At 67.6% G+C, this 26,145-nt stretch carries 23 protein-coding genes, 1 tRNA gene and 2 pseudogenes; 20 read left to right on the top strand and 6 right to left on the bottom strand.

Annotation, left to right across the window (positions count from 1 at the left end):
- Positions 1–100 precede the first annotated feature (100 nt).
- Positions 101–670 carry a glycerol-3-phosphate 1-O-acyltransferase PlsY gene (gene plsY / locus I0D00_RS20120; RefSeq protein ID WP_213641550.1) on the top strand — a complete coding sequence of 190 codons (570 nt, stop codon included), beginning with the start codon at positions 101–103 and terminating at the stop codon, positions 668–670.
- Positions 671–712: 42 nt separating this feature from the next.
- On the opposite strand, the gene tsaD is transcribed toward plsY, so the two are convergent.
- A complete protein-coding gene (tsaD, locus tag I0D00_RS20125; RefSeq protein ID WP_213641842.1) occupies positions 713–1,738 on the bottom strand; it encodes a tRNA (adenosine(37)-N6)-threonylcarbamoyltransferase complex transferase subunit TsaD in 1,026 nt (341 codons plus the stop codon).
- A gap of 205 nt (positions 1,739–1,943) precedes the next feature.
- Here tsaD and rpsU point away from each other — a divergent pair, with 205 nt between their 5' ends.
- From rpsU to I0D00_RS21735, 10 genes and pseudogenes are all read left to right on the top strand, one after another.
- Positions 1,944–2,159 (top strand): 30S ribosomal protein S21, encoded by a 216-nt coding sequence (rpsU, locus tag I0D00_RS20130; protein ID WP_058068915.1) that lies wholly within the window; start codon positions 1,944–1,946, stop codon positions 2,157–2,159.
- A 160-nt stretch (positions 2,160–2,319) separates the two neighbouring features.
- Complete coding sequence (gene dnaG / locus I0D00_RS20135) at positions 2,320–3,963, top strand: DNA primase (RefSeq protein WP_213641551.1); 1,644 nt, start codon at positions 2,320–2,322, stop codon at positions 3,961–3,963.
- 58 nt (positions 3,964–4,021) lie between these two features.
- Complete coding sequence (rpoD, locus tag I0D00_RS20140) at positions 4,022–5,869, top strand: RNA polymerase sigma factor RpoD (RefSeq protein ID WP_213641552.1); 1,848 nt, start codon at positions 4,022–4,024, stop codon at positions 5,867–5,869.
- Positions 5,870–6,029: 160 nt separating this feature from the next.
- Positions 6,030–6,106, top strand: a tRNA-Ile gene (locus I0D00_RS20145).
- Between the two features lie 536 nt (positions 6,107–6,642).
- Positions 6,643–7,974, top strand: a complete 1,332-nt coding sequence (locus I0D00_RS20150) for an FAD-dependent oxidoreductase (RefSeq protein WP_213641553.1) — start codon at positions 6,643–6,645, stop codon at positions 7,972–7,974.
- A 92-nt stretch (positions 7,975–8,066) separates the two neighbouring features.
- Complete coding sequence (locus I0D00_RS20155) at positions 8,067–9,587, top strand: BCCT family transporter (protein WP_213641554.1); 1,521 nt, start codon at positions 8,067–8,069, stop codon at positions 9,585–9,587.
- A 1-nt stretch (position 9,588) separates the two neighbouring features.
- Entirely contained in the window at positions 9,589–10,725 is a 1,137-nt protein-coding gene (locus tag I0D00_RS20160; RefSeq protein ID WP_213641555.1) for a mandelate racemase/muconate lactonizing enzyme family protein, read from the top strand.
- A complete protein-coding gene (locus tag I0D00_RS20165) occupies positions 10,722–11,861 on the top strand; it encodes a mandelate racemase/muconate lactonizing enzyme family protein (protein ID WP_213641556.1) in 1,140 nt (379 codons plus the stop codon). Before I0D00_RS20160 ends, I0D00_RS20165 begins: the two co-directional genes overlap by 4 nt.
- Positions 11,846–12,496 (top strand): GntR family transcriptional regulator, encoded by a 651-nt coding sequence (locus tag I0D00_RS20170; RefSeq protein WP_213641557.1) that lies wholly within the window; start codon positions 11,846–11,848, stop codon positions 12,494–12,496. The genes I0D00_RS20165 and I0D00_RS20170 overlap by 16 nt, the downstream gene beginning before the upstream one ends.
- A 606-nt stretch (positions 12,497–13,102) precedes the next feature.
- Positions 13,103–13,411 (top strand): annotated as a pseudogene (locus I0D00_RS21735) (sigma 54-interacting transcriptional regulator); the annotation flags it as partial.
- 99 nt (positions 13,412–13,510) lie between these two features.
- Here I0D00_RS21735 and I0D00_RS21930 read toward each other — a convergent pair.
- Positions 13,511–13,921: pseudogene (locus I0D00_RS21930) on the bottom strand (sigma 54-interacting transcriptional regulator); the annotation flags it as partial.
- Positions 13,922–14,053: 132 nt separating this feature from the next.
- Between I0D00_RS21930 and I0D00_RS21625 the strand changes: the two are divergent.
- The 3 genes from I0D00_RS21625 (at position 14,054) to I0D00_RS20195 (ending at position 17,395) form a co-directional block, all read left to right on the top strand.
- Positions 14,054–14,152 (top strand): helix-turn-helix domain-containing protein, encoded by a 99-nt coding sequence (locus tag I0D00_RS21625; RefSeq protein ID WP_246533366.1) that lies wholly within the window; start codon positions 14,054–14,056, stop codon positions 14,150–14,152.
- A gap of 296 nt (positions 14,153–14,448) precedes the next feature.
- Complete coding sequence (locus tag I0D00_RS20190) at positions 14,449–15,834, top strand: GntP family permease (protein WP_213641558.1); 1,386 nt, start codon at positions 14,449–14,451, stop codon at positions 15,832–15,834.
- Between the two features lie 10 nt (positions 15,835–15,844).
- Entirely contained in the window at positions 15,845–17,395 is a 1,551-nt protein-coding gene (locus I0D00_RS20195; protein ID WP_213641559.1) for an acyl CoA:acetate/3-ketoacid CoA transferase, read from the top strand.
- A gap of 115 nt (positions 17,396–17,510) precedes the next feature.
- Here I0D00_RS20195 and I0D00_RS20200 read toward each other — a convergent pair whose 3' ends face one another.
- On the bottom strand, positions 17,511–18,422 hold the full coding sequence (locus I0D00_RS20200) for a LysR family transcriptional regulator (RefSeq protein ID WP_213641560.1): 912 nt from the start codon (positions 18,420–18,422) through the stop codon (positions 17,511–17,513).
- A 110-nt stretch (positions 18,423–18,532) separates the two neighbouring features.
- Here I0D00_RS20200 and gstA point away from each other — a divergent pair, with 110 nt between their 5' ends.
- Both gstA and I0D00_RS20210 read left to right on the top strand, forming a co-directional pair.
- Positions 18,533–19,141, top strand: a complete 609-nt coding sequence (gene gstA, locus I0D00_RS20205) for a glutathione transferase GstA (protein ID WP_213641561.1) — start codon at positions 18,533–18,535, stop codon at positions 19,139–19,141.
- Positions 19,142–19,158: 17 nt separating this feature from the next.
- The gene (locus I0D00_RS20210; RefSeq protein ID WP_213641562.1) at positions 19,159–20,232 is read left to right on the top strand and encodes an NAD(P)H-dependent flavin oxidoreductase; all 1,074 of its coding nucleotides are present in this window, start codon (positions 19,159–19,161) and stop codon (positions 20,230–20,232) included.
- A 9-nt stretch (positions 20,233–20,241) separates the two neighbouring features.
- Here the strand turns inward: I0D00_RS20210 and speB are convergent, their stop codons facing one another.
- Together speB and I0D00_RS20220 are read right to left on the bottom strand one after the other, a co-directional pair.
- Positions 20,242–21,204 carry an agmatinase gene (gene speB / locus I0D00_RS20215; protein WP_213641563.1) on the bottom strand — a complete coding sequence of 321 codons (963 nt, stop codon included), beginning with the start codon at positions 21,202–21,204 and terminating at the stop codon, positions 20,242–20,244.
- 13 nt (positions 21,205–21,217) lie between these two features.
- Positions 21,218–22,291, bottom strand: a complete 1,074-nt coding sequence (locus tag I0D00_RS20220) for a polyamine ABC transporter substrate-binding protein (protein WP_213641564.1) — start codon at positions 22,289–22,291, stop codon at positions 21,218–21,220.
- 112 nt (positions 22,292–22,403) lie between these two features.
- Between I0D00_RS20220 and I0D00_RS20225 the strand changes: the two genes are divergently transcribed.
- Positions 22,404–23,306: a LysR family transcriptional regulator gene (locus I0D00_RS20225; protein WP_213641565.1), complete on the top strand. Its 903-nt coding sequence runs from the start codon at positions 22,404–22,406 to the stop codon at positions 23,304–23,306.
- Here I0D00_RS20225 and I0D00_RS20230 read toward each other — a convergent pair.
- On the bottom strand, positions 23,296–23,949 hold the full coding sequence (locus tag I0D00_RS20230; RefSeq protein WP_420850828.1) for a DUF3313 domain-containing protein: 654 nt from the start codon (positions 23,947–23,949) through the stop codon (positions 23,296–23,298). The two genes, I0D00_RS20225 and I0D00_RS20230, sit on opposite strands and share 11 nt — an antisense overlap.
- Positions 23,950–24,130: 181 nt before the next feature.
- On the opposite strand from I0D00_RS20230, the gene I0D00_RS20235 reads away from it, so the two are divergent.
- The 3 genes from I0D00_RS20235 to I0D00_RS20245 all read left to right on the top strand — a co-directional run bounded on the left by I0D00_RS20235 (position 24,131) and on the right by I0D00_RS20245 (position 26,123).
- Positions 24,131–24,490, top strand: a complete 360-nt coding sequence (locus I0D00_RS20235; protein WP_213641566.1) for a DUF3302 domain-containing protein — start codon at positions 24,131–24,133, stop codon at positions 24,488–24,490.
- 3 nt (positions 24,491–24,493) lie between these two features.
- Positions 24,494–25,453: an HlyD family secretion protein gene (locus tag I0D00_RS20240; protein ID WP_213641567.1), complete on the top strand. Its 960-nt coding sequence runs from the start codon at positions 24,494–24,496 to the stop codon at positions 25,451–25,453.
- Positions 25,454–25,562: 109 nt separating this feature from the next.
- Complete coding sequence (locus tag I0D00_RS20245; RefSeq protein WP_213641568.1) at positions 25,563–26,123, top strand: NADPH-dependent FMN reductase; 561 nt, start codon at positions 25,563–25,565, stop codon at positions 26,121–26,123.
- The last annotated feature ends 22 nt before the right edge of the window (positions 26,124–26,145 follow it).

Raw genomic sequence — 26,145 nt, forward strand, 5'->3', positions numbered from 1 at the left:
GGCCGGGCGCCTTGTCAGCGCTCTCGGCGCCCCGACCTAGCTCGCTCCCGGCCGCGGCGGCCTGTAGAATCGGGTCATCCCTCGACGCGGAACGGATACCATGTTTTGGCTGCTGGCGGTCTTCGCCTACCTGCTGGGCTCGCTGTCCTTCGCCATCCTGCTCAGCCGCGTGGCCGGCGGACCGGATCCTCGCGCCAGCGGCTCGGGCAACCCCGGCGCCACCAACATGTTGCGCCTGGCCGGAAAGCGCCTGGCCGGACTGACCCTGCTGGGCGACCTGCTCAAGGGCCTGCTGCCCGTGCTGGTCGCCAAGCTGTTCGGCCTGAGCCTGCAGCAACAGGCCTGGGTCGGCCTCGCGGCAGTGATCGGCCACCTCTATCCCCTGTACTTCCGCTTCAGTGGCGGCAAGGGCGTGGCCACCTCCGCCGGCATGCTGCTGGGGCTCTACCCCCCTGCCGCCCTCCTGGCGCTGACCGCCTGGCTGCTGACCTTTATCCTGACCCGCACCAGTTCGTTGGCGGCGCTCATCGCCACCCCCCTGACCCTGCCGCTGCTGGCCTGGCAGCAACCGGCAGCACTGCTGCCGGTAAGCGTGCTGACCGGGCTGGTCGTCTGGCGCCATCGCGGCAATCTACGCGACCTGTTCGCCGGACGCGAACGGCACTTCTGAACCACCACCCGCTCAGCCGGTTAACCGCTCCGCGCACCGCCGCTACAGTGGCGGCAAGCGCTCCATCGGCCAGCGTGCCTGCACCGCGATGCTCAGCCCCTCACGCTGCCCGGCCTTGAGCCGCTGGCAGCCGGCGTAGGCGATCATCGCACCATTGTCGGTGCAGAAGGCCGGGCGCGCATAGAACACCTGCCCCTTCAGCCCGGCCAGCATCGCCTCCAGGGATTCACGCAAGGCCTTGTTGGCACTGACGCCGCCGGCGATCACCAGGCTGTTCAAGCCAGTCTGCTTGAGCGCCCGGCGGCACTTGATGGCGAGGGTGTCGACCACCGCCTGCTGGAACGCCAGGGCGATGTCGCAGCGGGTCTGCTCGCTGTCGTCGCCCGCCTCGCGGCACTGCTGCCAGGTATTCAGGGTAAAGGTCTTGAGGCCGCTGAAGCTGAAGTCCAGGCCCGGCCGGTCGGTCATGGGCCGGGGAAACACGAAGCGGCCGGGCGAGCCCTGCACGGCCAGGCGGGCGATCTCCGGCCCGCCCGGGTAGCGCAAGCCCATCAGCTTGGCCGTCTTGTCGAAGGCTTCGCCGGCCGCGTCGTCGAGCGACTCGCCCAGCAACTGGTACTGGCCGATGCCGTCGACGCGCACCAGCTGGGTATGGCCACCGGACACCAGCAAGGCGACGAAGGGAAAGCTCGGCGGCTGCGCCTCCAGCATCGGCGCCAGCAGGTGGCCCTCCATATGGTGCACACCGAGCGCGGGAACCCCCCAGGCGAACGCCAGGGCCTGGGCGCAGGAGGCGCCGACCAGCAGCGCGCCGACCAGGCCGGGGCCGGCGGTATAGGCTATCGCGTCGATCTCGCCGGGCGTACACTGCGCCTCGGCCAGTACTTCGCGAATCAGCGGCAGCATGCGCTTGACGTGATCGCGCGAGGCCAGCTCGGGCACCACCCCGCCATAGATGCGGTGCAGGTCGATCTGGCTGAACAGCGCGTCCGCCAACAGGCCGCGCTCGCTGTGGTAGAGCGCGACACCGGTCTCGTCGCAGGAAGTTTCCAATCCCAGTACCAGCATGGGCAACGCCTTGATTTGAAGGGACATGATATCGAAGCCGCGCATAATAATAGGCAGGCGCGGAAGCCGACCAGCGCTTTTCGATCAGAGGCTTTGCATTCCCGGCGACGAGACGGTAACATCCGCAACCCTTAAAAACCTACGTCCTCCCGCGCCATTTGCCAGGAGTACGTTACCCCCCGGTAATAAAGAAGGTACGCCCTGGATGCCAGCCGTCAAAGTTAAAGAGAACGAACCCTTCGACGTAGCTCTGCGTCGTTTCAAGCGCTCCTGCGAAAAAGCCGGCATTCTGGCCGAAGTTCGTAGCCGCGAATTCTACGAAAAGCCGACCGCCGAGCGTAAGCGCAAGGCCGCTGCCGCCGTCAAGCGTCACGCCAAGAAAGTGCAGCGCGAGCAGCGCCGCAGCGTGCGCCTGTACTAACAGGTACAGACCGCCTCGCAGCAGTCAGCAGTGCCCGGCCTCAGCCGGGCTTTGCGTTTTTAGCCCAGCACTCCGCTTCGCCTGCCGGCGAATGGCCGGAGTTTTTCTGCCTCCCCACGCATCTGTCCAGCCGCCCCACACGGCAGTATCCTGAGTGCCTATGGCCGGCCTGATCCCGCAGTCCTTCATCGATGACCTGCTCAACCGCACCGACATCGTCGAAGTGGTCAGCGCGCGCATCCAGCTGAAGAAGGCCGGCAAGAACTACACCGCCTGCTGCCCCTTCCACAAGGAAAAGACCCCTTCCTTCAGCGTCAGCCCGGACAAGCAGTTCTACTACTGCTTCGGCTGCGGCGCCGGCGGCAACGCCTTGGGCTTCGTCATGGACCACGACCAACTGGAGTTCCCCCAGGCGGTCGAGGACCTGGCCAAGCGCGCCGGCATGGAGGTCCCGCGCGAAGAAGGCGGGCGCGGCGGCAAACCGCGACAGCCCACCGACTCGCCACTCTACCCACTGCTGGCCGCCGCTGCCGAGTTCTACCGCCAGGCCCTCAAGAGCCACCCGCAGCGCCGCGCCGCGGTGGACTACCTGAAAGGTCGCGGCCTGTCCGGCGAGATCGCCCGCGACTTCGGCCTGGGCTTCGCCCCGCCGGGCTGGGACAACCTGCTCAAGCACCTGGCCGGCGACAGCCTGCAGCAGAAGGCGATGATCGATGCCGGCCTGCTGGTGGAGAATAGCGACAGCGGCAAACGCTACGACCGCTTCCGCGACCGGGTCATCTTCCCGATCCGCGACAGCCGCGGGCGGGTCATCGCCTTCGGCGGCCGGGTACTCGGCGACGACAAGCCCAAGTACCTGAACTCGCCAGAAACCCCGGTATTCCACAAGGGCCAGGAGCTCTACGGCCTGTTCGAGGCGCGCAAGAGCAATCGCGACCTCGAGGAGATCATGGTGGTCGAGGGCTACATGGACGTCATCGCCCTGGCCCAGCAGGGCCTGCGCAACGCCGTCGCCACGCTCGGCACCGCCACCAGCGAGGAGCACCTCAAGCGCCTGTTCCGCCTGGTACCCAGCGTGCTGTTCTGCTTCGACGGCGACCAGGCCGGCCGCAACGCCGCCTGGCGCGCCCTGGAGGCCACCCTGCCGAACCTGCAGGACGGCCGCCGCGCACGCTTCCTGTTCCTGCCGGACGGCGAAGACCCGGACACCCTGGTGCGCAGCGAAGGCACCGACGCCTTCCGCGCCCGCATCAACCAACAAGCCCAGCCCCTGGCGGACTATTTCTTCCAGCAGCTCGGCGAAGAGGCGGACCCGCGCTCCCTGGAAGGCAAGGCGCACCTGGCGACCCTGGCGGCCCCGCTGATCGACAAGATTCCCGGCAACAACCTGCGCACCCTGATGCGCCACCCGGAGCTGGCGCAGAAGGTCGAAGACGTCAGCCACTTCGCCGGCGAAGACGACACCTACGCCCAGCTGCTGGTGGCCCTGCTCGGCGCCCTGCAGAAGAACCCGAATCTGCGCTCGCTGCAGCTGATCGCACGCTGGCACGGCACCGAGCAGGGCCGTCTACTGCGGGCCCTGGCGGAAAAGGAGTGGCTGATTTCGGCGGACAACCTTGAACAACAGTTTTTCGACACTATAACTACCCTAGTAGCCCGCCAACGCGAGCGCAGCCTGGAACATTTGCTGCGCAAAGCCCGTCAAAGTGAATTGAGCGCAGAGGAAAAAGACCAGCTGCGCAACCTGCTGAGCCGCAACGCATCACCGGTAGTCCCGAGCCCAACTGGCGCGCGAGGGTCTTAATCGGGTATAATCCTCGGCTTGTTTTCAGCCCGCCAAGACCTTCAGTGGATAGGGTGTTATGTCCGTAAAAGCGCAACAGCAATCTCGTTTGAAAGAATTGATCAGCCGCGGTCGTGAGCAGGGTTACCTGACTTACGCGGAGGTCAATGACCACCTGCCGGAGGATATTTCCGACCCGGAACAGGTGGAAGACATCATCCGCATGATCAACGACATGGGGATCAACGTATTCGAGAGTGCTCCGGATGCGGACGCCCTGTTGTTGGCCGAAGCCGACACCGACGAAGCCGCCGCCGAAGAGGCCGCTGCCGCGCTCGCCGCCGTTGAGACCGATATCGGCCGGACCACCGACCCGGTGCGCATGTACATGCGCGAGATGGGCACAGTGGAACTGCTGACCCGCGAAGGCGAGATCGAAATCGCCAAGCGCATCGAGGAAGGCATCCGCGAGGTGATGAGTGCCATCGCCCACTTCCCCGGCACCGTCGACAGCATCCTCGCCGAATACAACCGCGTCACCACCGAAGGCGGTCGCCTGGTCGAGGTACTCAACGGCTACATCGATCCGGATGACGGCAGCGTCCCCGCCGAAGCCGCCGCCCCCGTGCCGGCCAAGGACAGTGCCGCCGCCGATGACGGCGACGATGACGAGGATGACGACGACAGCAGCGACGACGAAGACGAAGGCGATGGCGGCCCGGACCCGGAAGAAGCCCTGCGCCGCTTTACCGCAGTCGCCGAGCAACTGGATAAAGCCAACAAGGCCCTGAAGAAGCACGGTCGCAGCAGCCAACAAGCCATCGACGAGCTGAAGGACCTGGCCGATCTGTTCATGCCGATCAAGCTGGTGCCCAAGCAGTACGACGCCCTGGTCGTTCACGTGCGCAGTTCACTTGAGCGCCTGCGCGCCCAGGAACGCGCCATCATGCAACTGTGCGTACGCGATGCGCGCATGCCGCGTGCCGACTTCCTGCGCCTGTTCCCGGGCAACGAAGTCGACCCGACCTGGGCCGAGCAGCTGGCCAAGGGCAAGGCCAAGTACGCCGAGGCCATCGGCAACCTGCAGGCCGACATCCAGCGCTGCCAGCAGAAGCTGGTCGCCCTGGAAGCCGAGTGCGACCTGACCCTGGCCGAGATCAAGGACATCAACCGGCGCATGTCGATCGGCGAGGCCAAGGCCCGCCGGGCGAAGAAGGAAATGGTCGAGGCCAACCTGCGCCTGGTGATCTCCATCGCCAAGAAGTACACCAACCGCGGCCTGCAGTTCCTCGACCTGATCCAGGAAGGCAACATCGGCCTGATGAAGGCGGTGGACAAGTTCGAATACCGTCGCGGCTACAAGTTCTCGACCTACGCCACCTGGTGGATTCGCCAGGCGATCACCCGCTCGATCGCCGACCAGGCGCGCACCATCCGCATCCCGGTGCACATGATCGAGACGATCAACAAGCTCAACCGCATCTCCCGGCAGATGCTCCAGGAGATGGGTCGCGAGCCCACTCCGGAAGAGCTGGGCGAGCGCATGGAGATGCCCGAGGACAAGATCCGCAAGGTGTTGAAGATCGCCAAGGAGCCGATCTCCATGGAGACGCCGATCGGCGACGACGAAGACTCGCACCTGGGCGACTTCATCGAGGACTCCACCATGCAGTCGCCGATCGACGTGGCGACCGTGGAAAGCCTCAAGGAAGCCACCCGCGAAGTGCTGGCCGGGCTCACCGCCCGCGAGGCCAAGGTGCTGCGCATGCGCTTCGGCATCGACATGAACACCGACCACACCCTCGAGGAAGTCGGCAAGCAGTTCGATGTGACCCGCGAGCGGATCCGCCAGATCGAGGCCAAGGCGCTGCGCAAGCTGCGCCACCCGACGCGAAGCGAGCACCTGCGCTCCTTCCTCGACGAGTGACAACAAAACCCCCGGCCCAAACCGGGGGTTTTGCGTTGCCCCGCACGCCACCACCCGGTCATCCCTCCCACCGAACGCGACCTGCTTTCAGCGACCGCCTGAGCCACGTCATTCGGTTGGCGCTACCGTCAAGGCCCGGTATAATCCGCCGGCCTTCTGGGGGCCTATAGCTCAGTTGGTTAGAGCAGAGGACTCATAATCCTTTGGTCCACGGTTCGAGTCCGTGTGGGCCCACCAAATGAAACAAAGAGTTAGGCCAGCCATCGCGCTGGCCTTTTTCTTTTCTGCGGGCAGACTGGCGTCGGTCACCGCATGGTACGACGCTTCCTTCTTGCCGCCACGCAGCCCTCCGCTGCGCGCGCCCCCAAAACCTGCACGACTGATGTTCTCGCGCCCTGACAGGCATCTCGCTCGCGATGCGCGGACCGATCTGTGCCTGCGCCCCGCCGTCGCTGAAGGCCTGATCCAGGCATGCAGAATAGCCGACCGCCTGGATCGCCCCTGCTGACGGCAGCGGGCGCCCTCGCTCTCAAGCGCCACAAGCCAGCAGTCTCTTTCCCCATCACACGCTCCCGATGTGCGCCCGGACGGCGTGTGCGCCGCGCCACGCGCCGCCCAGCAGAGCTGGCGGTCCCAGCGCCCCGTCGAAACTGCCTGAGCCGTGGCCCCCCGGCAACCCCCAGGACAAATGGTCGTTGACATGGACGGGGAATGGGCGTCTCATTTGGTATATTCAAAATATATTCTGAATATTGTTAATAGCGAGCACTCAGATGACCTACACCAGAAACCTCCCTGCTGGATTCAAGAGCGACCTGAACTGCTTCGGCCACTTCGACGTGGTCGTCGTCGGCGGAGGGCCAGCCGGCATCGCCGCCGCCGTCACGGCTGGCGAACGCGGACTCAGCGTGCTGCTGATAGAGCGCCTGGGGTTCTGCGGCGGCGCCGCTGTCGCCGGGCTGTCCGGCACCATCTGCGGCCTGTACATGACGGTCCAGGACCCACATAAAGCAACGCCCGAACAGATCATCTTCGGTTTCGCCGAACGCTTTCGCGATGCCCTGTACCGCGAGGGCGGCCTCACCGAGCCGCAGATCTACGGCAAGACCTGGGTCGCCACCCACGACTGCGCCAAGTACAAGAAGGTCGCCACCGACATGCTGCGCGCGGCCAAGGTGAGCGTGCTCTACCACACCCAGATGATCGATGTGATCGCCGAGGAGGAAGAGCTCAAGGGCATGGTGCTGCACACCAAGCCGGGGTTCACCGCGGTCTACGCCAAGAAGGTCATCGATGCCAGCGGCGATGCGGATGTGGTCTACAAGATGGGCCTGAAGACTACCAAGGGGAACAACGGGGTCATTCAGAACCCCTCCATGATGTTCAAGGTCGGCAACGTCGACCTGCCCAAGTACCTGGCCTACTGGGGCCAGGACACCATCTCGCCGCCCAAGGTGGTGAGCATGCTGGAAGCCCAGGATGAATTGCTGCGCAAGAAGGTCTGGCTATTCCCCACGGTCAATCCCGGAGAACTGCTGGTCAATGCCACCAAGATCACCGGTTTCGACAAGCGCGCGCTGGACGTCACCGACCCGGTCGACCACAGCGAGGCGGAGCAGTTCTCCATCTATCAGGCCAAGGCCTTCTTCGACTTCATGAAGGCCAACGTGCCCGGTTGCGAGGACAGCTATTTCATCGACTACGCCACCGAAGTGGGCGTGCGCCAGACCCGCTCCATCGATGGCGTGGCGCGCCTGACCAACGACGACGTGGTCAACAAGCGCAAATTCAGCGACGCCATCGCCAAGACCTCCTGGCCGATCGAGCTGCACTACGGCGCCAAGCCGAAGACCGAGTGGTTGGTCGAGGACTATTACGAGGTGCCGTTTCACACCCTGGTACCCAAGGTCGGCAAGAACCTCATCGTCGCCGGTCGCTGCCTGAGCAGCGAACACGAGGCACTGGCCAGCTGCCGGGTCACCGCGCAGTGCTTCGAATATGGCCGAGCGGCGGCGCTGGCGGCTGACCTGGCGATCAAGGAGGAGCTGTCCTTCCAGGCCATCGAAGGCGGGCATATGGCCTTTCTGATGCAGCAGACCAGTTGACTGGCCGGTTGCGCAACTAACCCGTGGCAATTACAACAACAAGAGGTGCTCCAGTGAATATAAAAGCAGCGGATTTTCCAATCGAGGAAGATGTGGTCGAGCCTATCGCCACGCCCATCGAGACCAACCGGCAGATGCAGGTCATCAGCCTGCTGATCATCTTTGCCGCGGCGATTCCTCTTGTGCTGTTCCCGGAGGACAGCGCGACCGCAATCGACGCGCTGTTCAAGTGGGTGACGCACACCTTCGACTTCGTCTATCTCGCCGTGGGCCTCGGCGCACTCGTTTTCGTGCTGGGCCTGGCCTTTTCCCGTTACGGCGAAATAAAGCTCAGCGCCGATAAACACGCCGCCCCCGAGTTCACCAAGTTCGGCTGGGGCACCATGGTCTTTCTTGCCGGCATCGCCTCAGGCCTGATGCTCTGGGCCGGTACCGAGTGGGGCTACCATTTCGCCTGGACCCCGTTCGGCCTGGAGGCCAAGAGCAAGGAGATGTACACCGTCGGCCAGGCCTACGGCATCTTCCACTGGGGCCCGACGGCCTGGGCCATGTATTGCGTCCCGACCATCGCCATGTCGTACATCTACTACGTGCGCCAGAAGCATATCTACAAGATCAGCGAGGCCTGCCGCGGCGCGCTGGGCGACCTGGTCGACGGCCCCGTAGGGACGTTCATCAACTACCTGTTCATCCTCGGCGTGCTGGGTGCCTCCGCCACCTCGCTGGGCCTGGGCACTCCGATGATCGGTGGGGCCCTGGCCGAAGTGCTGGGGGTCAGCAGCAGCGTCTACCTGGATATGGCAATCATCCTCACCTGCACCGCGGTCTTTACCGTCAGTAGCGGCCTGGGCCTGACCAAGGGCATCAAGCGCCTGAGCACCTTCGCCACCGTGGTCACCCTGGCGATCGTGGTCTATGTCCTGCTGGTCGGACCCACCAAGTTCATCCTGGGTCTGGGCATGGATTCGCTCGGCTATATGGTGGAGAACTACATCCGCATGAGCACCTGGACCGACAGCGTCGACAAGAGCGGCTTCCCGCAGGCCTGGACCGTGTTCTACTGGGCCTGGTGGGTGGCCTATGCGCCGTTCATGGGCATGTTCGTCACCCGCATCTCTCGCGGTCGCACCATCCGCGAGGTGATCGTCGGCATGCTGTCCTACGGCACTTTCGGCTGTGCACTGTTCTACATCGTGCTGGGCGGCTACGGCATCAACCTGCAAATGACCGAGACCCTGGCGTTGTCCGAGCTAGTCAATGATAAAGGCGTGGCCCCGGCGATTCTCGCGATGTTCAAGACCCTGCCCCTCAGCGGCCTGGTGTTGCTGGCAGTAGCCGTCTCCGGGATCGTCATGCTGGCCACCACCTTCGACTCCGCCGCCTACGTGATGGCCTGCGCGACCACCCGCAAGCTGGCCGAGGGGCAGGAGCCGCAGCGCTCCAACCGCCTGTTCTGGTGCTTCGCCATCGCCATCCTGCCCCTGGCGCTGCTGTTCCTCGGCGGCCTGAAAACCATGCAGACCACCTCGGTGATCATCGGTTTGCCGCTGATGGTCATCATGGTGCTGATGATGATCAGCACCCTCAAATTCATCAAAGAAGACCACGCCTGATATGACCCAGCCAATTGTGCAAAGCATCGAGATCTTCGCGATTGGCCCTGACGGAGAGAAGATCAGCTGGTCTTCTCATCTGGGGCCCATGTACGAAGCCATGATCGTCGCCCGCCTGACCTTCGATAACGGCTTGCAGGGCATCGCGGGCCTGACCACCTACACCGAGCACGAGTTCGACCAGACCGCCTTCCACAGCCTGGCGCTGATGGCCCCGTTCCTGCTGGGCAAGGGGCTGCACGAGGCCCCGCAGATCGCCAAGCTCATGGCCGGCAAATACGTGCCGCTCAAGCACCTGTCGATGTCGCTGTTCGACATCGCCCTGCACGACGCCAAGGCCAAGGCCCTGAACCTGCCCATCTACCAGATGCTCGGCGCGGCCAAGCACAAGATCCGCGCCTATGCCTCCAGCCCGGTCATGGCCACGGTCGATGACTACATCGAGTACTGCCACCGGATGCTCGGCCAGGGCTTCAACGCCATCAAGATTCACCCGCGCTGCGTATTCGCCGAGGACACGGCCCTGGTCCATGCGCTGCACGAGGAATTCGCTGGCCGGGACATCGGCTGGAGCCTGGACATCGACGCCAACTATGGCTTCCAGGAAGCCCTGCAGATGGGCCGCCTGCTCGATCGCTACCAGTGGGAGTTCTATGAGGAGCCGCTGCCGGATTCGGACCTGGATGGCTACAGGAGGCTGGCCGCGGCACTGGACCTGGACGTCATCAGCGGCGGCAACTCGCTGCCCAACCTGCAGCTGATCAAGCACGGCTTGCAGCACCATTGCTGGGACCGCAGCCGTTTCGACGTCACCAGCATCGGCGGCTACACCGGCGCCACCCAGGTGATGGGCGTGACCCGCGCCCAGGGCCTCAAGGCCGAGCTGCAGTCCTGGGGCTATACCCTGACCCAGGCGGCCAACCTGCATATGATGCTGGCCTACGACAACTGCGAGTTCTTCGAGCAGGCCGCGCCCTACGAGAAGTACGAAGTCGGTGCCAAGCAGGTGTTTCGCCCGGACAGCGAGGGCTTCATCCACCCCACCGGCCTGCCCGGGCTCGGCGTCGAGCTGGACTGGGATGTGCTGGAGCAGTTCATCTACCAGCGCCGCCAGTTCAGCCTGGGGCGCGCGCAGTGAGCGTGCGGATCGACAGCGTCGAGGTCATCTGCCTGCAGGACCCTCAGGCGGACTTCGTCCGCTTCGAGGGCAGCTACCAGAATGCCCTGGTCGTGGTGCGCGGCGACAACGGCCTGTACGGCATCGGCGAGACCGACTCGCCGCCGCAGGTGATCAAGGCGCTGATCGAGTCTAGGCCCTACAACTACCTGTCCACCGGCCTGGCCGGCGTGCTGGTGGGCGAAGTGCTGGATGACCCGCTGCGCCTGTGGAACAAGATGTACCGGAGCAGCAACTGGCATGGCCGCTATGGCGTGGCCATCCATGCCATCAGCGCCCTGGATATCGCCCTGTGGGATCTGTTCGCGCGCTCCGCGCGGCGACCCTTGCACAGCTATTTCGGGGGGCTGAAGCACAAGCAGCTGCCGGTCTACGCCACCCTCTACCCGATGCAGGCAGAGCCGGAGCTGTTCCAGCAACAGGTCGGGGCCTGCCTGGAGCAGGGCTTCAAGCGCATCAAGATCTGCGTGGAACCCTGGTGGCAGGACTCGGCCAAGGCCATCGGCAACCTCCAGCGGCTGCGCGAGTTCGTCGGTCCCGAGGTCGAGCTGATGCTCGATGTGGCCATGGAGTTCACCCGCTTCGAGCAGCTCGAACCCTTCCTCGGCACCCTGCAGGCACTGGACTTCAAGTGGATCGAGGCGCCCTTCGATGCCGACAACCTGGACGATCACCGCCGGCTGCGGGCCGTCACCAGCATTCCGCTGGGGGTGGGCGACCTTGGCTTCACCACCTGCAAGGAGTTCCAGCCTTATCTGGCGGCCGATGCATTCGACATCGCCCAGCCGGACATCACCCTGTTCGGTGGCGTCACCGAGGCCATGAGGCTGCGGGACATGCTCGTCCCCCATGGCAAACGGATCGTGCCCCACGCCTACAACACCGACCTGACCATCGCGGTCAATGCCCAGTTTCTCTGTACACAGGCGCGCATCGAGCCGCTGGAGTACTCGACCAGCCCGTCGATTCTTCGTCGCCAGCTGGTACTCAATCCACTCCGCCCCGACGAGCACGGTATGATCAGCCTCGATGAGAACGCACACGGGCTCGGGCTCGAGCTCAACTGGGACTTGGTCAACGCATGCAGAACACCGTAGATAAGCGAAACAAGGCTGAAATTGCCCATGACGAGCTCGAGGCGGCGATAGTCGATTGCCGGATCGCCCCGGGCTCGGTGATGACCGAAACCGAGATCAGCGAGTTTCTCGGCCTGGGCCGCACCCCGGTGCGTGAAGCACTGATGAAACTGGCGAACGAGAATCTCGTGCGCCTGTCGCGCGCCGGTGTGGTGATCCCCGAGCTCAACCCACTGACCATGCTGAAGCTGCTGGAGCCGCGGGTGCTGATCGAGCGGCTGTGCATCGAGAAGGCCGTCGAACGCCTGGTCGAAGACGACAAGCCGCCCATCCGTGAGGTGATCGAAGCGCTTCAAGGCCTGGCCAGCGATGACCGCCAAGGTTTCATGGCGCTGCTGCGGCGCATGCACCACATTCTCGCGCGTTCGTCGAAGAACGAATTCATCCTGTCCACCATCAAGACCACCCAAGGCCTTTCCCGACGTTTCTGGTGCTATTACGCGACGAGCGAAGACCAGGCCTACTGCACCCAGCTGTACATCACGCAGATGCAGGCCCTGGTCAATCAGGACAAGGACCGTGCGGTGGCGGCTTCCGCCGAACTCATGCACTACCTGCACGAGTTCACCAAGGCTCATCTTGAGCACTTCAAGTAGAGGCGGCAGCGCCCTGAGGTCCCTGGCCACGCCGGAGGCGACTCGCACCCACTCGGGGGCGCCGCGCGACTCCGCCGGGATACCGGCCTGCCCGCTGGGCCACCCCGAGCGCGGTCCTGCCGGCTCGCCCCACCTTGCCGCTGAGATGCGCCGCCGCCCATAATCGTCCGCCTATCCTTCCCGGACTCCCCCGCCATGGCGATCTCCCGCGACGATCTCGACCAGCACGGCCTGATCATCGGCGCCTCCCCGGAGCGCTTTCGCGCCCTGGCCATGCCCCTGCTGTTCGACCACCTGAACGCCCAGTGCGAGGGCACCATCGCGGTCAACCGCCAGGCGCGCATCGTCTGGATCAACGACAAGTACGCCGCCAAGATCGGCATCGGCGACCCGCGCAGCGTGCTCGGCCAGGAAATCGAGCGGGTGCTGCCGGCCAGTCGCCTGCGCGAGGTGGTGGAGAGCGGCCTGCCGAGCATGCTCGACCTGATGGCCTTCGGCGACGAGCACTTCGTGGTCACCCGCATTCCCCTGCGCGACGAGGACGGCACCCTGGTCGGCGCCCTGGGCTTCGTGCTGTTCGACCGGGCGCGCCACCTCAAGCCGCTGATGGCCAAGTACAGCGGCCTGCAGAACCAGCTGCTGGCCACCCAGCAGGAGCTGGCCAAGGCGCGCCGGGCACGCTACACCATCGCCGGCTTCATCGGCGCCAGCGCGGCGGCCAGCGAGGTCAAGCGCCAGGCCCGGCGCGCCGCCCAGCTGGACGCCACGGTGCTGCTGCGCGGCGAGACCGGCACCGGCAAGGAGCTGCTGGCCCAGGGCATCCACAACCTGTCGCCGCGGGCCAACGGCCCCTTCGTCGCGGTCAACGTCGCCGCCATTCCCGAGACCCTGGTGGAGGCCGAGCTGTTCGGCACCGCGCCGGGCGCCTTCACCGGCGCCGAGCGCAAGGCGCGCCAGGGCAAGTTCGAGCAGGTTGCGCAGCTCGCGCACGTTGCCGTTCCAGTGCTGGCCGGCGAGCAGGGCCAGGGCATCGGCGGCGAGCTCCATGGGCGCCTGGCCGGAGCGATTGGCGATGTCGTCGAGCAGGTGCTCGACCAGCGCGGGGATGTCCTCGCGGCGCTCGCGCAGCGGCGGCAGGCGCAGGCTCAGGACGTTGAGGCGGTAGTAAAGGTCGTCACGGAACCGGCCGGCGGCGACCCGGGCCTCCAGATCGATGTGGGTGGCGGCGATCACCCGCACGTTCAGCGCCTTGACCTGGTTGGAGCCGAGCGGCTCGACCTCCTGCTCCTGCAGCACCCGCAGCAGCTTGGCCTGCAGCGGCAGCGGCAGGTCGCCGATCTCGTCGAGGAACAGGGTGCCGCCGTTGGCAACCTGCTCGAACGCGCCCAGCTCGACGCCGAAGACGGCCAGCTCGACGCGGCGCACCTGGCGGCCCAGCTGGAGCAGCCCCGGGCCGCCGTCGCGCGGACCGCGACGGCCCCGCTGCCCCCGGCCGTCGCGGTCGAGCCGCTGGCGCAGAGCCTGGCCAGCGCCGAACGCGGCGCCATCGCGCGCGCCCTGGCCGCCACCGGCGGCAATCGGGCACGGGCCGCCGCGCGCCTGGGCATCTCCCGCGCCGCGCTGTACAACAAGCTGGCGCTGCACCGCCTGGGCTGACTGTCCAGCCGCCTGGACAGTCGCACCGTCCACCTCCCTGGACAGTGTCTTGCCCGCTGGACAACCTGGTCCGCCGGCGAAGCGCGGCCCGCAGCTCGCCCGGAGCGGCTCACGCCAGGCGCCCCGGGCCTTCCGCCCCCTGACGAGCACCCGGGTTACGCCCTGGCACGACTTTCGCTCTACCCAGGCCACGGCCCGTGCGACGGCCCCCGGACGACCTGCTCCGGGCGCCGTTCGCCGGCCAGCCGGGCCCGCCCCAAGGCGGGCCACCAGAACAACAACAAAAGGAATCACCCATGGGAACCCTCGGTATCCTCATTTCCCTCGCGCTGCTGATGTACCTGGCCTACCGCGGCCTCAACGTGCTGATCCTCGCCCCGCTGCTGGCCCTGCTCGCCCTGCTGTTCTCCGGCGAAACGGCCCTGCTGCTGCCGACCTACACCCAGGTGTTCATGAAGGCCATGGGCGGCTACGTCATCCAGTTCTTCCCGCTGTTCCTGCTCGGCGCGCTGTTCGGCAAGCTGATGGACGACTCCGGCTCGGCCCGCGCCATCGCCCACGGCATAGTCGCCAAGGTCGGCAGCCAGCGCGCCGTGCTGGCCATAGTGCTGGCCTGCGGCATCCTCACCTACGGCGGCGTGTCGCTGTTCGTGGTGGCATTCGCCGTGTACCCGATCGGCGCCGCGCTGTTCCGCGAAGCCGGCATCCCCAAGCGCCTGATCCCCGGCGCCATCGCCCTGGGCTCGTTCACCTTCACCATGACCGCGCTGCCCGGCACCCCGGCGATCCAGAACGCCATCCCCAACCCCTTCTTCGGCACCGACGCCTTCGCCGCGCCGGGCCTGGGCCTGATCGCCGGGCTGATCATGTTCGCCCTAGGCACCTGGTGGCTGAGTGCCCAGGCGCGCAAGCTGATGGCCGCCGGCGAAGGCTACGGCACGCACCGCGACGAACCCGCACAGCAGGACCTGGGGCACCTTCCCGGCTTCTGGCTGGCGCTGCTGCCGATCCTGCTGGTGATCGTCCTCAACTTCGTCATGGCCAAGCAGGTGCTGCCGCACATCGACGCCAGCTTCCTGGCCAAGCCGGAGTACGGCGGCCTGCAGGATGCCAAGTCGCTGATCGGCATCTGGTCGATCATCGTCGCCCTGTCGGCCGCCATCCTGCTGCTGGTCGGGCTGCACTGGAAGCGCTGGCTGGACCTGAAGCAGAGCGTCAACGACGGCGCCTTCGGCTCCATGCTGCCGATCCTCAACACCGCCGCCGAGGTGGGCTACGGCACGGTGATCGCCTCGCTGGCCGGCTTCGTGGTGATCCGCGACCTGGTGCTCGGCGTGTCGAGCAACCCGCTGGTGTCCGAGGCCGTGGCGGTGAACATCCTCGCCGGCATCACCGGCTCGGCCTCCGGCGGCATGTCGATCGCCCTGAAGACCCTCGGCGAGCAGTACCTGACCCTCGCCAGCGCCGCCGGCATCAGCCCCGAGCTGCTGCACCGGGTCGCCGCCATGGCTTCCGGCTGCATGGACACTCTGCCGCACAACGGCGCGGTGATCTCGCTGCTGGCGATCTGCAAGCTCACCCACCGCGAGTCCTACAGGTTCATCTTCGTCAACACCGTGGCCTTCCCCATGGTCGCCCTGGTGGTGGTCATCACCCTGGGCACCCTGTTCGGCAGTTTCTGAGGTTCGTGCAATGAGCAAGATCATGAGCGCCGCCGAAGCCGTGGCGCGCATCCCCGACAACGCCAACGTCGCCACCGGCGGCTTCGTCGGCATCGGCTTCGCCGAACAGATCGCCATCGCCCTGGAGCAGCGCTTTCTGGCCGAGCAGGCGCCGCGGGGCCTGACCCTGGTGTATGCCGCCGGCCAGGGCGACGGCAAGGGCCGCGGCCTCGACCACCTGGCCCACGAGGGCCTGGTGCGGCGGGTGATCGGCGGTCACTGGGGCCTGGTGCCGGGCCTGCAGAAGCTGGCGGTGGACAACCGCATCGAGGCCTACAACCTGCCCCAGGGGGTGATCTCCCAGCTGTTCCGCGACATCGCCGCGGGCAAGCCGGGGCAGCTGTCGCGGGTCGGCCTCGGCACCTTCGTCGACCCGCAGTTCGGCGGCGGCAAGCTCAACGCCCGCACCACAACAGAGCTGGTGCGGCGCCTGCCGATCGACGGCGAGGACTACCTGTTCTACCCGGCCTTGCCCATCCATGTCGCCATCGTCCGCGCCACCAGTGCCGACCCGGATGGCAACCTGAGCATGGAGCGCGAGGCGCTGACCATCGAGAGCCTGGCCATCGCCATGGCCGCGCGCAACAGCGGCGGCCTGGTCATCGCCCAGGTCGAGCGCCTGGTCGAGCGCGGCTCGCTGAATGCGCGGGAGGTGAAGATCCCCGGCATTCTGGTCGACTGCGTGGTGGTCGCCGAGGCGCAGAACCACCGGCAGACCTTCGCCACCGCCTACAACCCGGCCTTCGCCGCCGAGACCCGGGTGCCCAGCGACAGCCTGGCGCCGATGGCGCTGGACATGCGCAAGCTGATCGCCCGCCGCGCGGCCCTGGAGCTGCGCGCCGGCGCGGTGGTCAATCTGGGCATCGGCATGCCCGAGGGCGTGGCGGCGGTGGCCGCCGAGGAAGGGGTGATCGAGCGCCTGACCCTAACCGCCGAGCCCGGGGTGATCGGCGGCGTGCCGGCCTCCGGGCTGGACTTCGGCGCGGCCAGCAACCACAGCGCGCTGATCGACCAGCCCTACCAGTTCGACTTCTACGACGGCGGCGGCCTGGACCTGGCCTTCCTCGGCCTGGCCCAGGCCGATGCCGCCGGCAACCTCAACGTCTCCCGGTTCGGTTCGCGCCTGGCCGGCGCCGGCGGCTTCATCAACATCAGCCAGAACGCCAAGCGGGTGGTGTTCGTCGGCACCTTCAGCGCCGGGCCCCAGGACATCCGCATCGAGGACGGCCGCCTGCGCATCGTCCAGGACGGCGCGCTGCGCAAGTTCGTCGCCGCGGTGGAGCAGCGCACCTTCGCCGGCCAGCTGGCCGCCGAGCGCGGCCAGCCGGTGCTCTACGTCACCGAGCGCTGCGTGTTCGCCCTGACCCTGGGCGGCCTGGAGCTGATCGAGATCGCCCCGGGCGTGGACCTGGAGCGCGACATCCTCGCGCGCATGGACTTCGCCCCCATAGTGCGGGCGCCGAGGCCGATGGATGCCCGCCTCTTTCAGCCCGGGCGCCTGGGCCTGGAGCACAGCCTGTAACCCTTGAGCGAAAGCGCGGGCCCGCCCTTGGGCCCGCGCTCTTTTTCCGCTTTCTCGGCTTGCCTCCGCCAGGGCGCGGCGCCTTTGGCCGCAGAGGCAGGCGACGTCATCGCCCTCAACGACCGACGGCCTGCAACAGGAAGTCGATGAACACCCGCACCCGCAGCGGCAGATGGCGGCCGCTGGGATAGATCAGGGAGAACGGCCGGCTGCAGCCGCCATGGTCCTGCAGTACCTGCAGCAGGCGCCCTGCGCTCAGGTCCTCCTCGACGATGAAGCGCATCAGCTGGGCCAGGCCGGCGCCGCTGCGGGCCAGGGTGGCGCAGGCGAGGATGTCCTGGGCGCAGCAGTAGTCGCCCTGGGTGGTCAGTTCGACCTCGCGACCCTGCTCACGGAACAACCAGGGCACCGGGCGGCCGCTGCTGGGCAGGCGGAACTGGATGCACTGGTGTCCATCCAGCTCCGCCGGACTCCGCGGCGTGCCGGCCTGGCGCAGGTAGTCCGGGGTGGCCACCACCACCAGGGGCGCGTCCTCCAGGGGTCGGGCGATCAGGCTGGAGTCGGCCTGGGCACGGGCGCGGATGGCCAGGTCGAACGCCTCGCTGGTGAAGTCGACGTTGCGGTTGCTCAGCTCCACCTCGACGCGCACCAGCGGGTAGCGGGCGCGGAAGGCCGGCAGCAGCGGCAGCACCCGGTAGTGGCCGTAGGTGGTGGGCAGGCTGATGCGCAACAGGCCGGCCGGCTCGCTCTGCCGGCCGCTGACCAGGCGTTCGGCCTCGCCGAGCTGGGCCAGGGCCTGGCGGCACTGCTGGAAATAGTCGTCGCCGGCCCCGGTCAGGCTGACCCGGCGGGTGGTGCGGGTGAACAGGCGCACCCCCAGCCGCTCCTCCAGCCGCGCCACCGAGCGGCTGACCGCCGCCGGGGTGACCCCGGCCGCCTGGGCGGCGGCGGTGAAGCTGCCCAGCTCGGCCGCCAGGCAGAACAGCTCCATGCTGCCGAGCAATACCCCGCCGAATTGTCGCTGCATGATTGATTACATCCTGTATCAGGTGAAATGACAGGCCCGGTATTTATCGGATAGCCCGTCACAAATAACCTGAATCCGCTGTGCTTATCCACCCCCTGCGGAGAAACCCCATGAAGCTGTTCTACACCCCCGGTACCTGCTCGTTGGTCGCCCACATCCTGCTGCACGAAACCGGCCTGCCCTGCACTCTGGAGCGGGTCGACCTGGCCAGCCACCGCACCGCCGCGGGCGATGACTTCCGCGCCCTCAACCCCAAGGGCTATGTGCCGCTGCTGCAGCTGGACGACGGCCAGCTGCTCAGCGAGGGACCGGTGATCGCCCAGTACCTCTGCGAACGGGCCGGCCGCCACGACCTGCTGCCGGCGAGCGGCGATCCGGCGCGCTACCGGGTGCTGGAGTGGCAGGCCTATATCAGCAGCGAGCTGCACAAGTCCTTCTCGCCGCTGTTCAATCCGGCCCTGGACGAGAGCGCCAAGGCGCTGCTGCGCACGGCCCTGCTGCACAAGTTCGCCTGGCTGGCCGAGCGTCTGGGCGAGCGCGCCTACCTGTGCGGCGAGCGCTTCACCCTGGCCGACGCCTACCTGTTCACCGTGGCCCGCTGGGGCGCCCTAGTCGACCTCGACCTGAGCAGTCTGGCGCCGCTGCAGCGCTACCTGGCCGGCATCGGCGAACTGCCGTCGGTACGGGCGGCCCTGGCGGCCGAAGGCCTGCAACCCTGATGCGCGAGGTAGCCCAGATGTGGCGCGATACCCAAGTTTCCCGGCGCCTGCAGCTGGCGGCGCCGATCATCCAGGGGCCGTTCGGCAGCGGCCTGTCCTCGGTGGCGCTGACCGCGGCGGTGAGCGAGGCCGGCGGCCTCGGCTCGTTCGGCGTGCACCACCTGGACGGCGCGGCCATCCTGCAGACCGCGGCGGCCATCCGCGCGCGCACGGCCAGGCCCTTCGCCCTCAACCTCTGGCTGCCCCACCCCAGCGAGCAGCACGACCTGGACGGGGCCGAGTACGCTGCCACCCTGGCGCTGTTTCGCCCCTACTTCGCCGAGCTGGGCCTGGAGCCGCCGCCCCGCGCGGCGGCCCCCTGGCCCAGCTACGAGGAGCAGCTGGAGGCCGTGCTGCAGGCGCGCCCGGCGGTGTTCAGCTTCGTCTACGGAGTGCCGAGCGCCGAGGCGCTGGAGCGGTGCCGCCGTCTCGGCATCCTGACCCTGGGCACGGCCACCACGGTGGCCGAGGCCCAGGCCCTGGAGGCGGCCGGGGTGGACATGCTGGTGGCCAGCGGCTGCGAGGCCGGCGGCCACCGGGTGGCCTTCCTGCGCCCGCCCGAGGACGGCCTGATCGGCGGCCTGGCGCTGATCCCCCAGGTGGTGGACGCGGTGCGCATCCCGGTGATCGCCGCCGGCGGCATCGCCGATGGCCGCGGTATCGCCGCCGCCCTGTGCCTGGGCGCCCAGGGCGTGCAGATCGGCACCGCCTTCCTCGCCTGCCGCGAGTCCGGCGCCAGCGAGTTGCACCGCCAGGCGCTGTTCACCCCCCAGGCCGCCGACACGGCGCTGACCCGCGCCTTCAGCGGGCGCCTGGCCCGGGGCCTGCGCAACCGCCTGCTGGAGGAGCTGGCCGCGCACCAGGCGCGGCTGCCCGGCTACCCGGTCCAGGGCCAGTTCGCCGCGGCGCTCAAGCCGGCGGCCCTGGCCCAGGGCCGCGACGACCTGCTGGCGCTCTGGTGCGGCCAGGCCGCCGCCCTGCTCGAGCAGCGCGACGCCGCTTCCCTGTGGCACAGCCTGCTGGCCCAGACCGACCGCCTGCTGGGCCGCTGAGGGCCGCGCCTAGCGCTCGCCGCGCTTATGCCGGGCGGCGTACAGGCAGATCATCTCCATGGCCAGGGTGGCGCCGGCCAGGGCGGTGACCTCGGCGTTGTCGTAGGGCGGCGCCACCTCCACCACGTCCATGCCCACCAGGTTGATGCCGCGCAGGCCGCGCAGTATCTCCAGCGCCTGGTGGCTGGACAGGCCGCCGCACACCGGGGTGCCGGTGCCGGGGGCGAAGGCCGGGTCGAGGCAGTCGATGTCGAAGGTCAGGTACACCGGCTGCTCGCCGACCCGGGCGCGGATGCGCTCGGCGATCTGCGCCGGCGTGCTGCGGTGTACTTCGCGGGCATCCAGCACCGCAAAGCCCATGACGTCGTCGTTGGTGGTGCGCAGGCCCACCTGCACCGAGTGAGCCGGGTCCACCAGGCCCTCGCGGGCGGCGTGGTAGAACATGGTGCCGTGGTCGATGCGCGCGCCCTCCTCGTCCGGCCAGGTGTCGCTGTGGGCGTCGAAGTGGATCAGCGCCAGGGGCCCGTGCTGCTTCGCATGGGCCTTGAGCAGCGGGTAGCTGATGAAGTGGTCGCCGCCCAGGGTGAGCAGCGCGCAACCGGCCGCGAGGATCTGCTCGGCATGGGCCTGGATGGCCGCCGGCACCGCCTCGGGGCGACCGTGGTCGAAGTAGCAGTCGCCGTAGTCGACGCAGGCCAGCAGGTCGAAGGGGTCGAACTCCCAGGGAAAATGCCGGGCCCAGGCCGACTGCACCGAGGCGGCGCGGATCGCCCGCGGGCCGAAGCGGCTGCCGGGCCGGTTGGTGGTGGCGGTGTCGAAGGGCACCCCGCTGACCACCAGGTCGACCCCGCGCAGATCGCGGCTGTAGCGCCGGCGCATGAAGCTGGTGATGCCGGCGTAGGTCGGCTCGGCGGCGGTGCCGTAGAGGCTGTCGCGGGTGATGGCCTGGTCGTTGTCGAAGCTGTGATCCATGGTCGGCGTCTCCTCAATACTGGGTGCGGAAGGCGGTCCACAGGCGGGTGCGCTGGCGCTGCTGCCTGAGCGGCTGGATCTGCTCGGCGAACAGCCGGGCGCGCACCGCGGCCGGCGGGTAGATGTCCGGGTCGCCGCGCACCGCCGCGTCCAGCAGGGGCGTAGCGGCGGCATTGGCGTTGGCGAAGTACAGAGCGTTGGTCAGCTCGGCGATGGCCTCGGGCTGCAGCATGAAGTCGATGAAGGCGCGGGCGGCCTCGGGATGGGGCGCTTCCACCGGAATGGCCATGGTGTCGAACCAGATCAGGGTGCCTTCCCGGGGAATGCGGAACAGCACCTCGAACGGCTGCTGCGCCTCGGCGGCGCGGGCGGCGGCCATGCCGGCATCGCCGGTATAGGTCAGCGCCAGGCAGATCTCGCCCCTGGCCAGGTCGTCGATATGCCGGCCGCTGCCGACGTAGCGCAGGTTCGGCTGCAGCTGGGCGAGCAACTGCCGCGCCGCCTCGAGGTCGGCGGGCGCATTGCTGTAGGGGTCCTTGCCCAGGTAGTTGAGGGCGATGGCGATCACCTCCTGGGGCGAGTCCAGCACGGCGATGCCGCAGTCCTTGAGCTTGCCGGCGTACTCCGGCTTGAACAGCAGGTCGAGGCTGTCCAGCGCCACGCCGGGCAGGCGCCGTTCGAGGGCCTGACGATTGATGCCCAGGCCCACGGTGCCCCAGGTGTAGGGCACGCCGTAGCGGTTACCCGGATCGACGCTGGCCAGCTTGGCCAGCAGCTCCGGGTCGAGGTTGCCGGCATTGCTCAGGGCGCCGAGCGGTTGCAGGGCCTTGGCCTTGATCGCCCGCGCCAGACCGCTGGAAGCCGGGAAGACCACGTCGTAGCCGCTGCGCCCGGTGAGCAGCTTGCTGTCGAGCACCTCGGTGCTGTCGAAGGTGTCGTACTTGACCCGGATGCCACGCTCGCGCTGGAAGCGTTCGAGCGCCTGGGGCGCCACATAGTCGGCCCAGTTGTAGATATTCAGCACCCGCTCCTCGGCCTGCAGCGGCAGGGCACAGGCCAGGAGCAGCACGCTCGCAGCAAGACGCATGGCGATCACCTCGTTCGGATTGGCTCGGTAGGCTCATCCTGCGCCGGCGCTTGCTTCGAATAAATACGAAGTGATCTACTCTGACATCGACAGTTATCGATGCTTGAATGCCATGCTCAGCCAAGTACGCGACCTCGACCTGCAACTGCTGCGCCTGTTCCTCACGGTGGTGGAAAGCGGCGGCTTCAGCGCCGCCCAGGGCGAGCTGGGCATCGGCCAGTCGACCATCAGCACGCAGATGGCCAAGCTGGAGACGCGCCTGGGCTTTCGCCTGTGCGAGCGGGGCAAGGCCGGCTTCCGCCTGACCCCCAAGGGCGAGCAGGTGCTGCTGGCCGCGCGCAAGCTGTTCGCCGCCGTCGAGACCTTCAGGGGCGAGGCCCAGGGCATGGCCGACAAGCTGCTCGGCTCGCTCGGCATCGGCCTGTCCGAGGCCCTCGACGACGAGGTGCTGGCGCGGGTCGGCGCGGCCATCGGCGCCTTCCGCCGGCGCAACCAGGACGTGCAGATCGAGCTGCTCAGCGCCATGCCCGCCGAGCTGGAGCGGCGCCTGCTGCAGGACCAGCTGCACCTGGCCATCGGCTACTTCTCCGGCGTCCAGAACGCACTGGACTACCGGCCGCTGTTCGAGGAGCCCCAGGCGCTGTTCTGCGGCCGCGACCACCCGCTGTTCGAGCAGGCCGGGTTCGGCGCCGAGTCGCTGCAGGAGCAGGACGGCGTGCATCACCCCTACCGTTTCATCGGCGCCGACGAGCCCTGGCAGGCCGCCGCCAGCAGCGCGCGCAGCGAACAGGTCGAGGGCACCCTGGCCTTCGTCCTGTCCGGCGCCCATATCGGCTACCTGCCCCGGCACATCGCCGCCCCCTGGGAGGCCCGCGGGCGACTGCGCGCCCTGCTGCCCGAGGTCCTCGGCTTCAGCGTGCAGTTCCACCTGGCCAGCCACCGCGGCCGGCAGCCGAGCGAGGCGCAGCGGGCCTTCGTCGACGACCTGCTAGGTGCCTTCGACCCTAGGGTCTGAAGTTGCGCGCATCCTGGGCCCAGGCGTCCAGAGCGGGACGGATGTCCTCCAGGCGCAACTGGGTATGGTCGTTCTCCAACGGCAGGCCATGGCCCTTGCGCACCACCTGGGCGACCACGCGGCTGTCGCGCCCATCCCGCGCCTCCAGCTCGACGAATATCTCGCTGTCCAGGTCACGCGTGCCGGCGGCCGTGCTGGCGGCGGCGGCGACCAGGGCGATGGGCACCACCTCGTACACCTTGAGTCCCTCGGGGGAGAGGTGGATGGCGCTGATCGCCGAGCGCAGCACCAGGGTATCCGGGCCCGCCTGGGTGACGATGCGCAGGCGTCCGGCCAGCTCCCGCTGCAGCGCCAGCTGCAGATAGCTGGCGATCTCATCCAGCGTCTGCTGGCTGACCTGCTGGCTGGGTTGTGGCCTGGGGTAGAACTGCGGTTTTTCCACCAGGACCGCGGCATAACGCTGCGGCTCGAAATCCGCCGCCACCCAGCGCATGACCCTGACGCCGCTGGCGGACTGCGCCGGCTGGAGTTTCGAGTAGTCGCCGAGAAATCCCGAGTACTGGGCGGGCTGGGTCGTGTCGCTGGCGCACCCGGCGAGCAGGGCGGCGGCCAGGCCGGCGACGACGAGGGCTTTCATCTGCATAGCGGCATGCTCCGTTGACATATGCCCGACTGACTCTAGACCAGGCCACCGCTGCGCGCACCGGCCACGGGGCAAGGCCGGCCCGAGAGTGCCCGAAGAGCGTCTACGCTGAACGCAACGGCAGTGCCGGGCGACAGCGCCGGCAACCGCCCCCTCGCCCACCACGCAAGGAGCGATCGCCATGCTGGACTACTTCGCCCTCGGCCTGCTGGTCTTCGTCGGCCTGGTACTGTTCTACGGCATCATCGTCATCCACGACATCCCCTATGAGATTGCCGCCAGACGCCAGCACCCCCACCAGGATGCGATCCACGTCGCCGGCTGGGTCAGCCTGTTCACCCTGCACCTGATCTGGCCCTTCCTGTGGATCTGGGCCACCCTGTATCGCCAGGACCGGGGCTGGGGCTTCGCTCAGCAGCCGCCAGAGCCCGAGCGACTTGGCCAGCTCGAAGCACAACTGGCCGAGCTGCGCCAGCGGGTCAGCGCACTGGAGCAGCCGGCTGCCAGCGCCGCCGCCAGCCCCGACGAGCCGGAGGCCTGAGCCATGGACCTGCTGCTGATCCTGACCTATGCGGCACTGTGCACCGCGATCTTCAAGGTCTTTCGCATCCCGCTGAACAAGTGGAGCGTACCCACCGCGTTCCTCGGCGGCGTGGTGCTGATCGGGACGCTGATCTTCCTGATGAACTACAACCATCCCTACTCGGAATCCAGCCGTCTGTATTTCGTCTCGACACCGGTGATACCGGTGGTCAGCGGCCAGGTGCTGGAGGTGCCGGTGCAGCCCAACCAGCCGCTGGAAAAGGGTGACGTCCTGTTCCGCATCGACCCCTTGCCCTTCGACAACCGGGTGAAGTCGCTCAAGGCGCAGCTCAGCGCGGCCAGGGCCGACCTGCTCCGCGCCAGCACCCTGGCCAAGCGCGGCATGGGCAACCGCCGCGACGTCGACGTGCTCGGCGCCAGGGTCAGCGACCTGCAGGCGCAGCTCGGCATTGCCCAGTACGAGCTCGAGCACAGCGTGGTGCGGGCGCCGAGCCGCGGCTTCGTCACCCACGTCTCGCTGCGGCCCGGCATGTATGCCGCCAGGCTGCCGCTGCGCCCGTCGATGGTCTTCGTCCCCGCCGAGGGCTACTACTACACGGCCTGGATGCGCCAGAACAGCCTGCTGCGCCTGCGTGCCGGCGACGAGGCGGAGGTGGCCTTCGATGGCATCCCCGGCAAGGTCTTCAGCGCCAGGGTGAAACAGGTGCTCACGGTGATCGCCGAGGGGCAGGTCCAACCCTCGGGCAACCTGACCGGTTTCAACGGCGCTCAGCCGCCGGGGCGGGTGCCGGTCAGCATCGAGATCACCGATCCGCAGTTCGCCGCCTACAGCGCCTATGTACCGGGTGGCGCCTATGCGCAAACCGCGATCTACAGCCAGCACTTCCGCCATGTGGCGGTGATGCGCAAGATCCTCCTGCGCATGTCGGCCTGGATGAACTACATCTTCCCCTTCCACTGACCAGCGGGGGGGATGCGGGTACAGCCCCGCGGCAGCCGGGCCCGGCCCGCGCCGCGGGGGTCTATAGTTTCAGCTCTTCCCCACGCACTCCCCCTGCCTAGGAGGTGAAATGAGCAAGGTCCATCACGTCGCCGTACTGGTCGGCAGCCTGCGCAAGGCCTCGATCAACCGCAAGCTGGCCCTGGCCCTGGCCGAACTGGCGCCGGCCTCGCTGAAGCTGGAGATCGTCGAGATCGGCGACCTGCCGCTGTACAACGAGGACATCGATCAGGAGCGGCCGCCGCAGGCCTACAGCGAGTTTCGCAACAAGCTCAAGGCGGCCGACGCGCTGCTGTTCGTCACCCCGGAGTACAACCGTTCGGTGCCCGCGCCGCTGAAGAACGCCATCGACGTCGGCTCGCGCCCCTACGGCCAGAGCGCCTTCAGCGGCAAGCCGGGGGCGGTGCTGAGCGCCTCGCCGGGGGCCATCGGCGGCTTCGGCGCCAACCAGCACCTGCGCCAGTCCATGGTCTTTCTCGACGTGCCGATGATGCAGCAGCCCGAGGCCTACCTCGGCGGCGCCGGCAGCTTCTTCGAGGAGGCCGGCATGCTCGGCGACGGCATCAAGCCGTTCCTGCAGAAGTTCATCGATGCCTATGCGCAGTGGGTGGAGCAGCACGCCAAGGGATGATCCCCGCTCGCGGCTGGGCGAC

Source organism: Pseudomonas lalucatii (assembly GCF_018398425.1).
Lineage (GTDB): Bacteria > Pseudomonadota > Gammaproteobacteria > Pseudomonadales > Pseudomonadaceae > Aquipseudomonas > Aquipseudomonas lalucatii.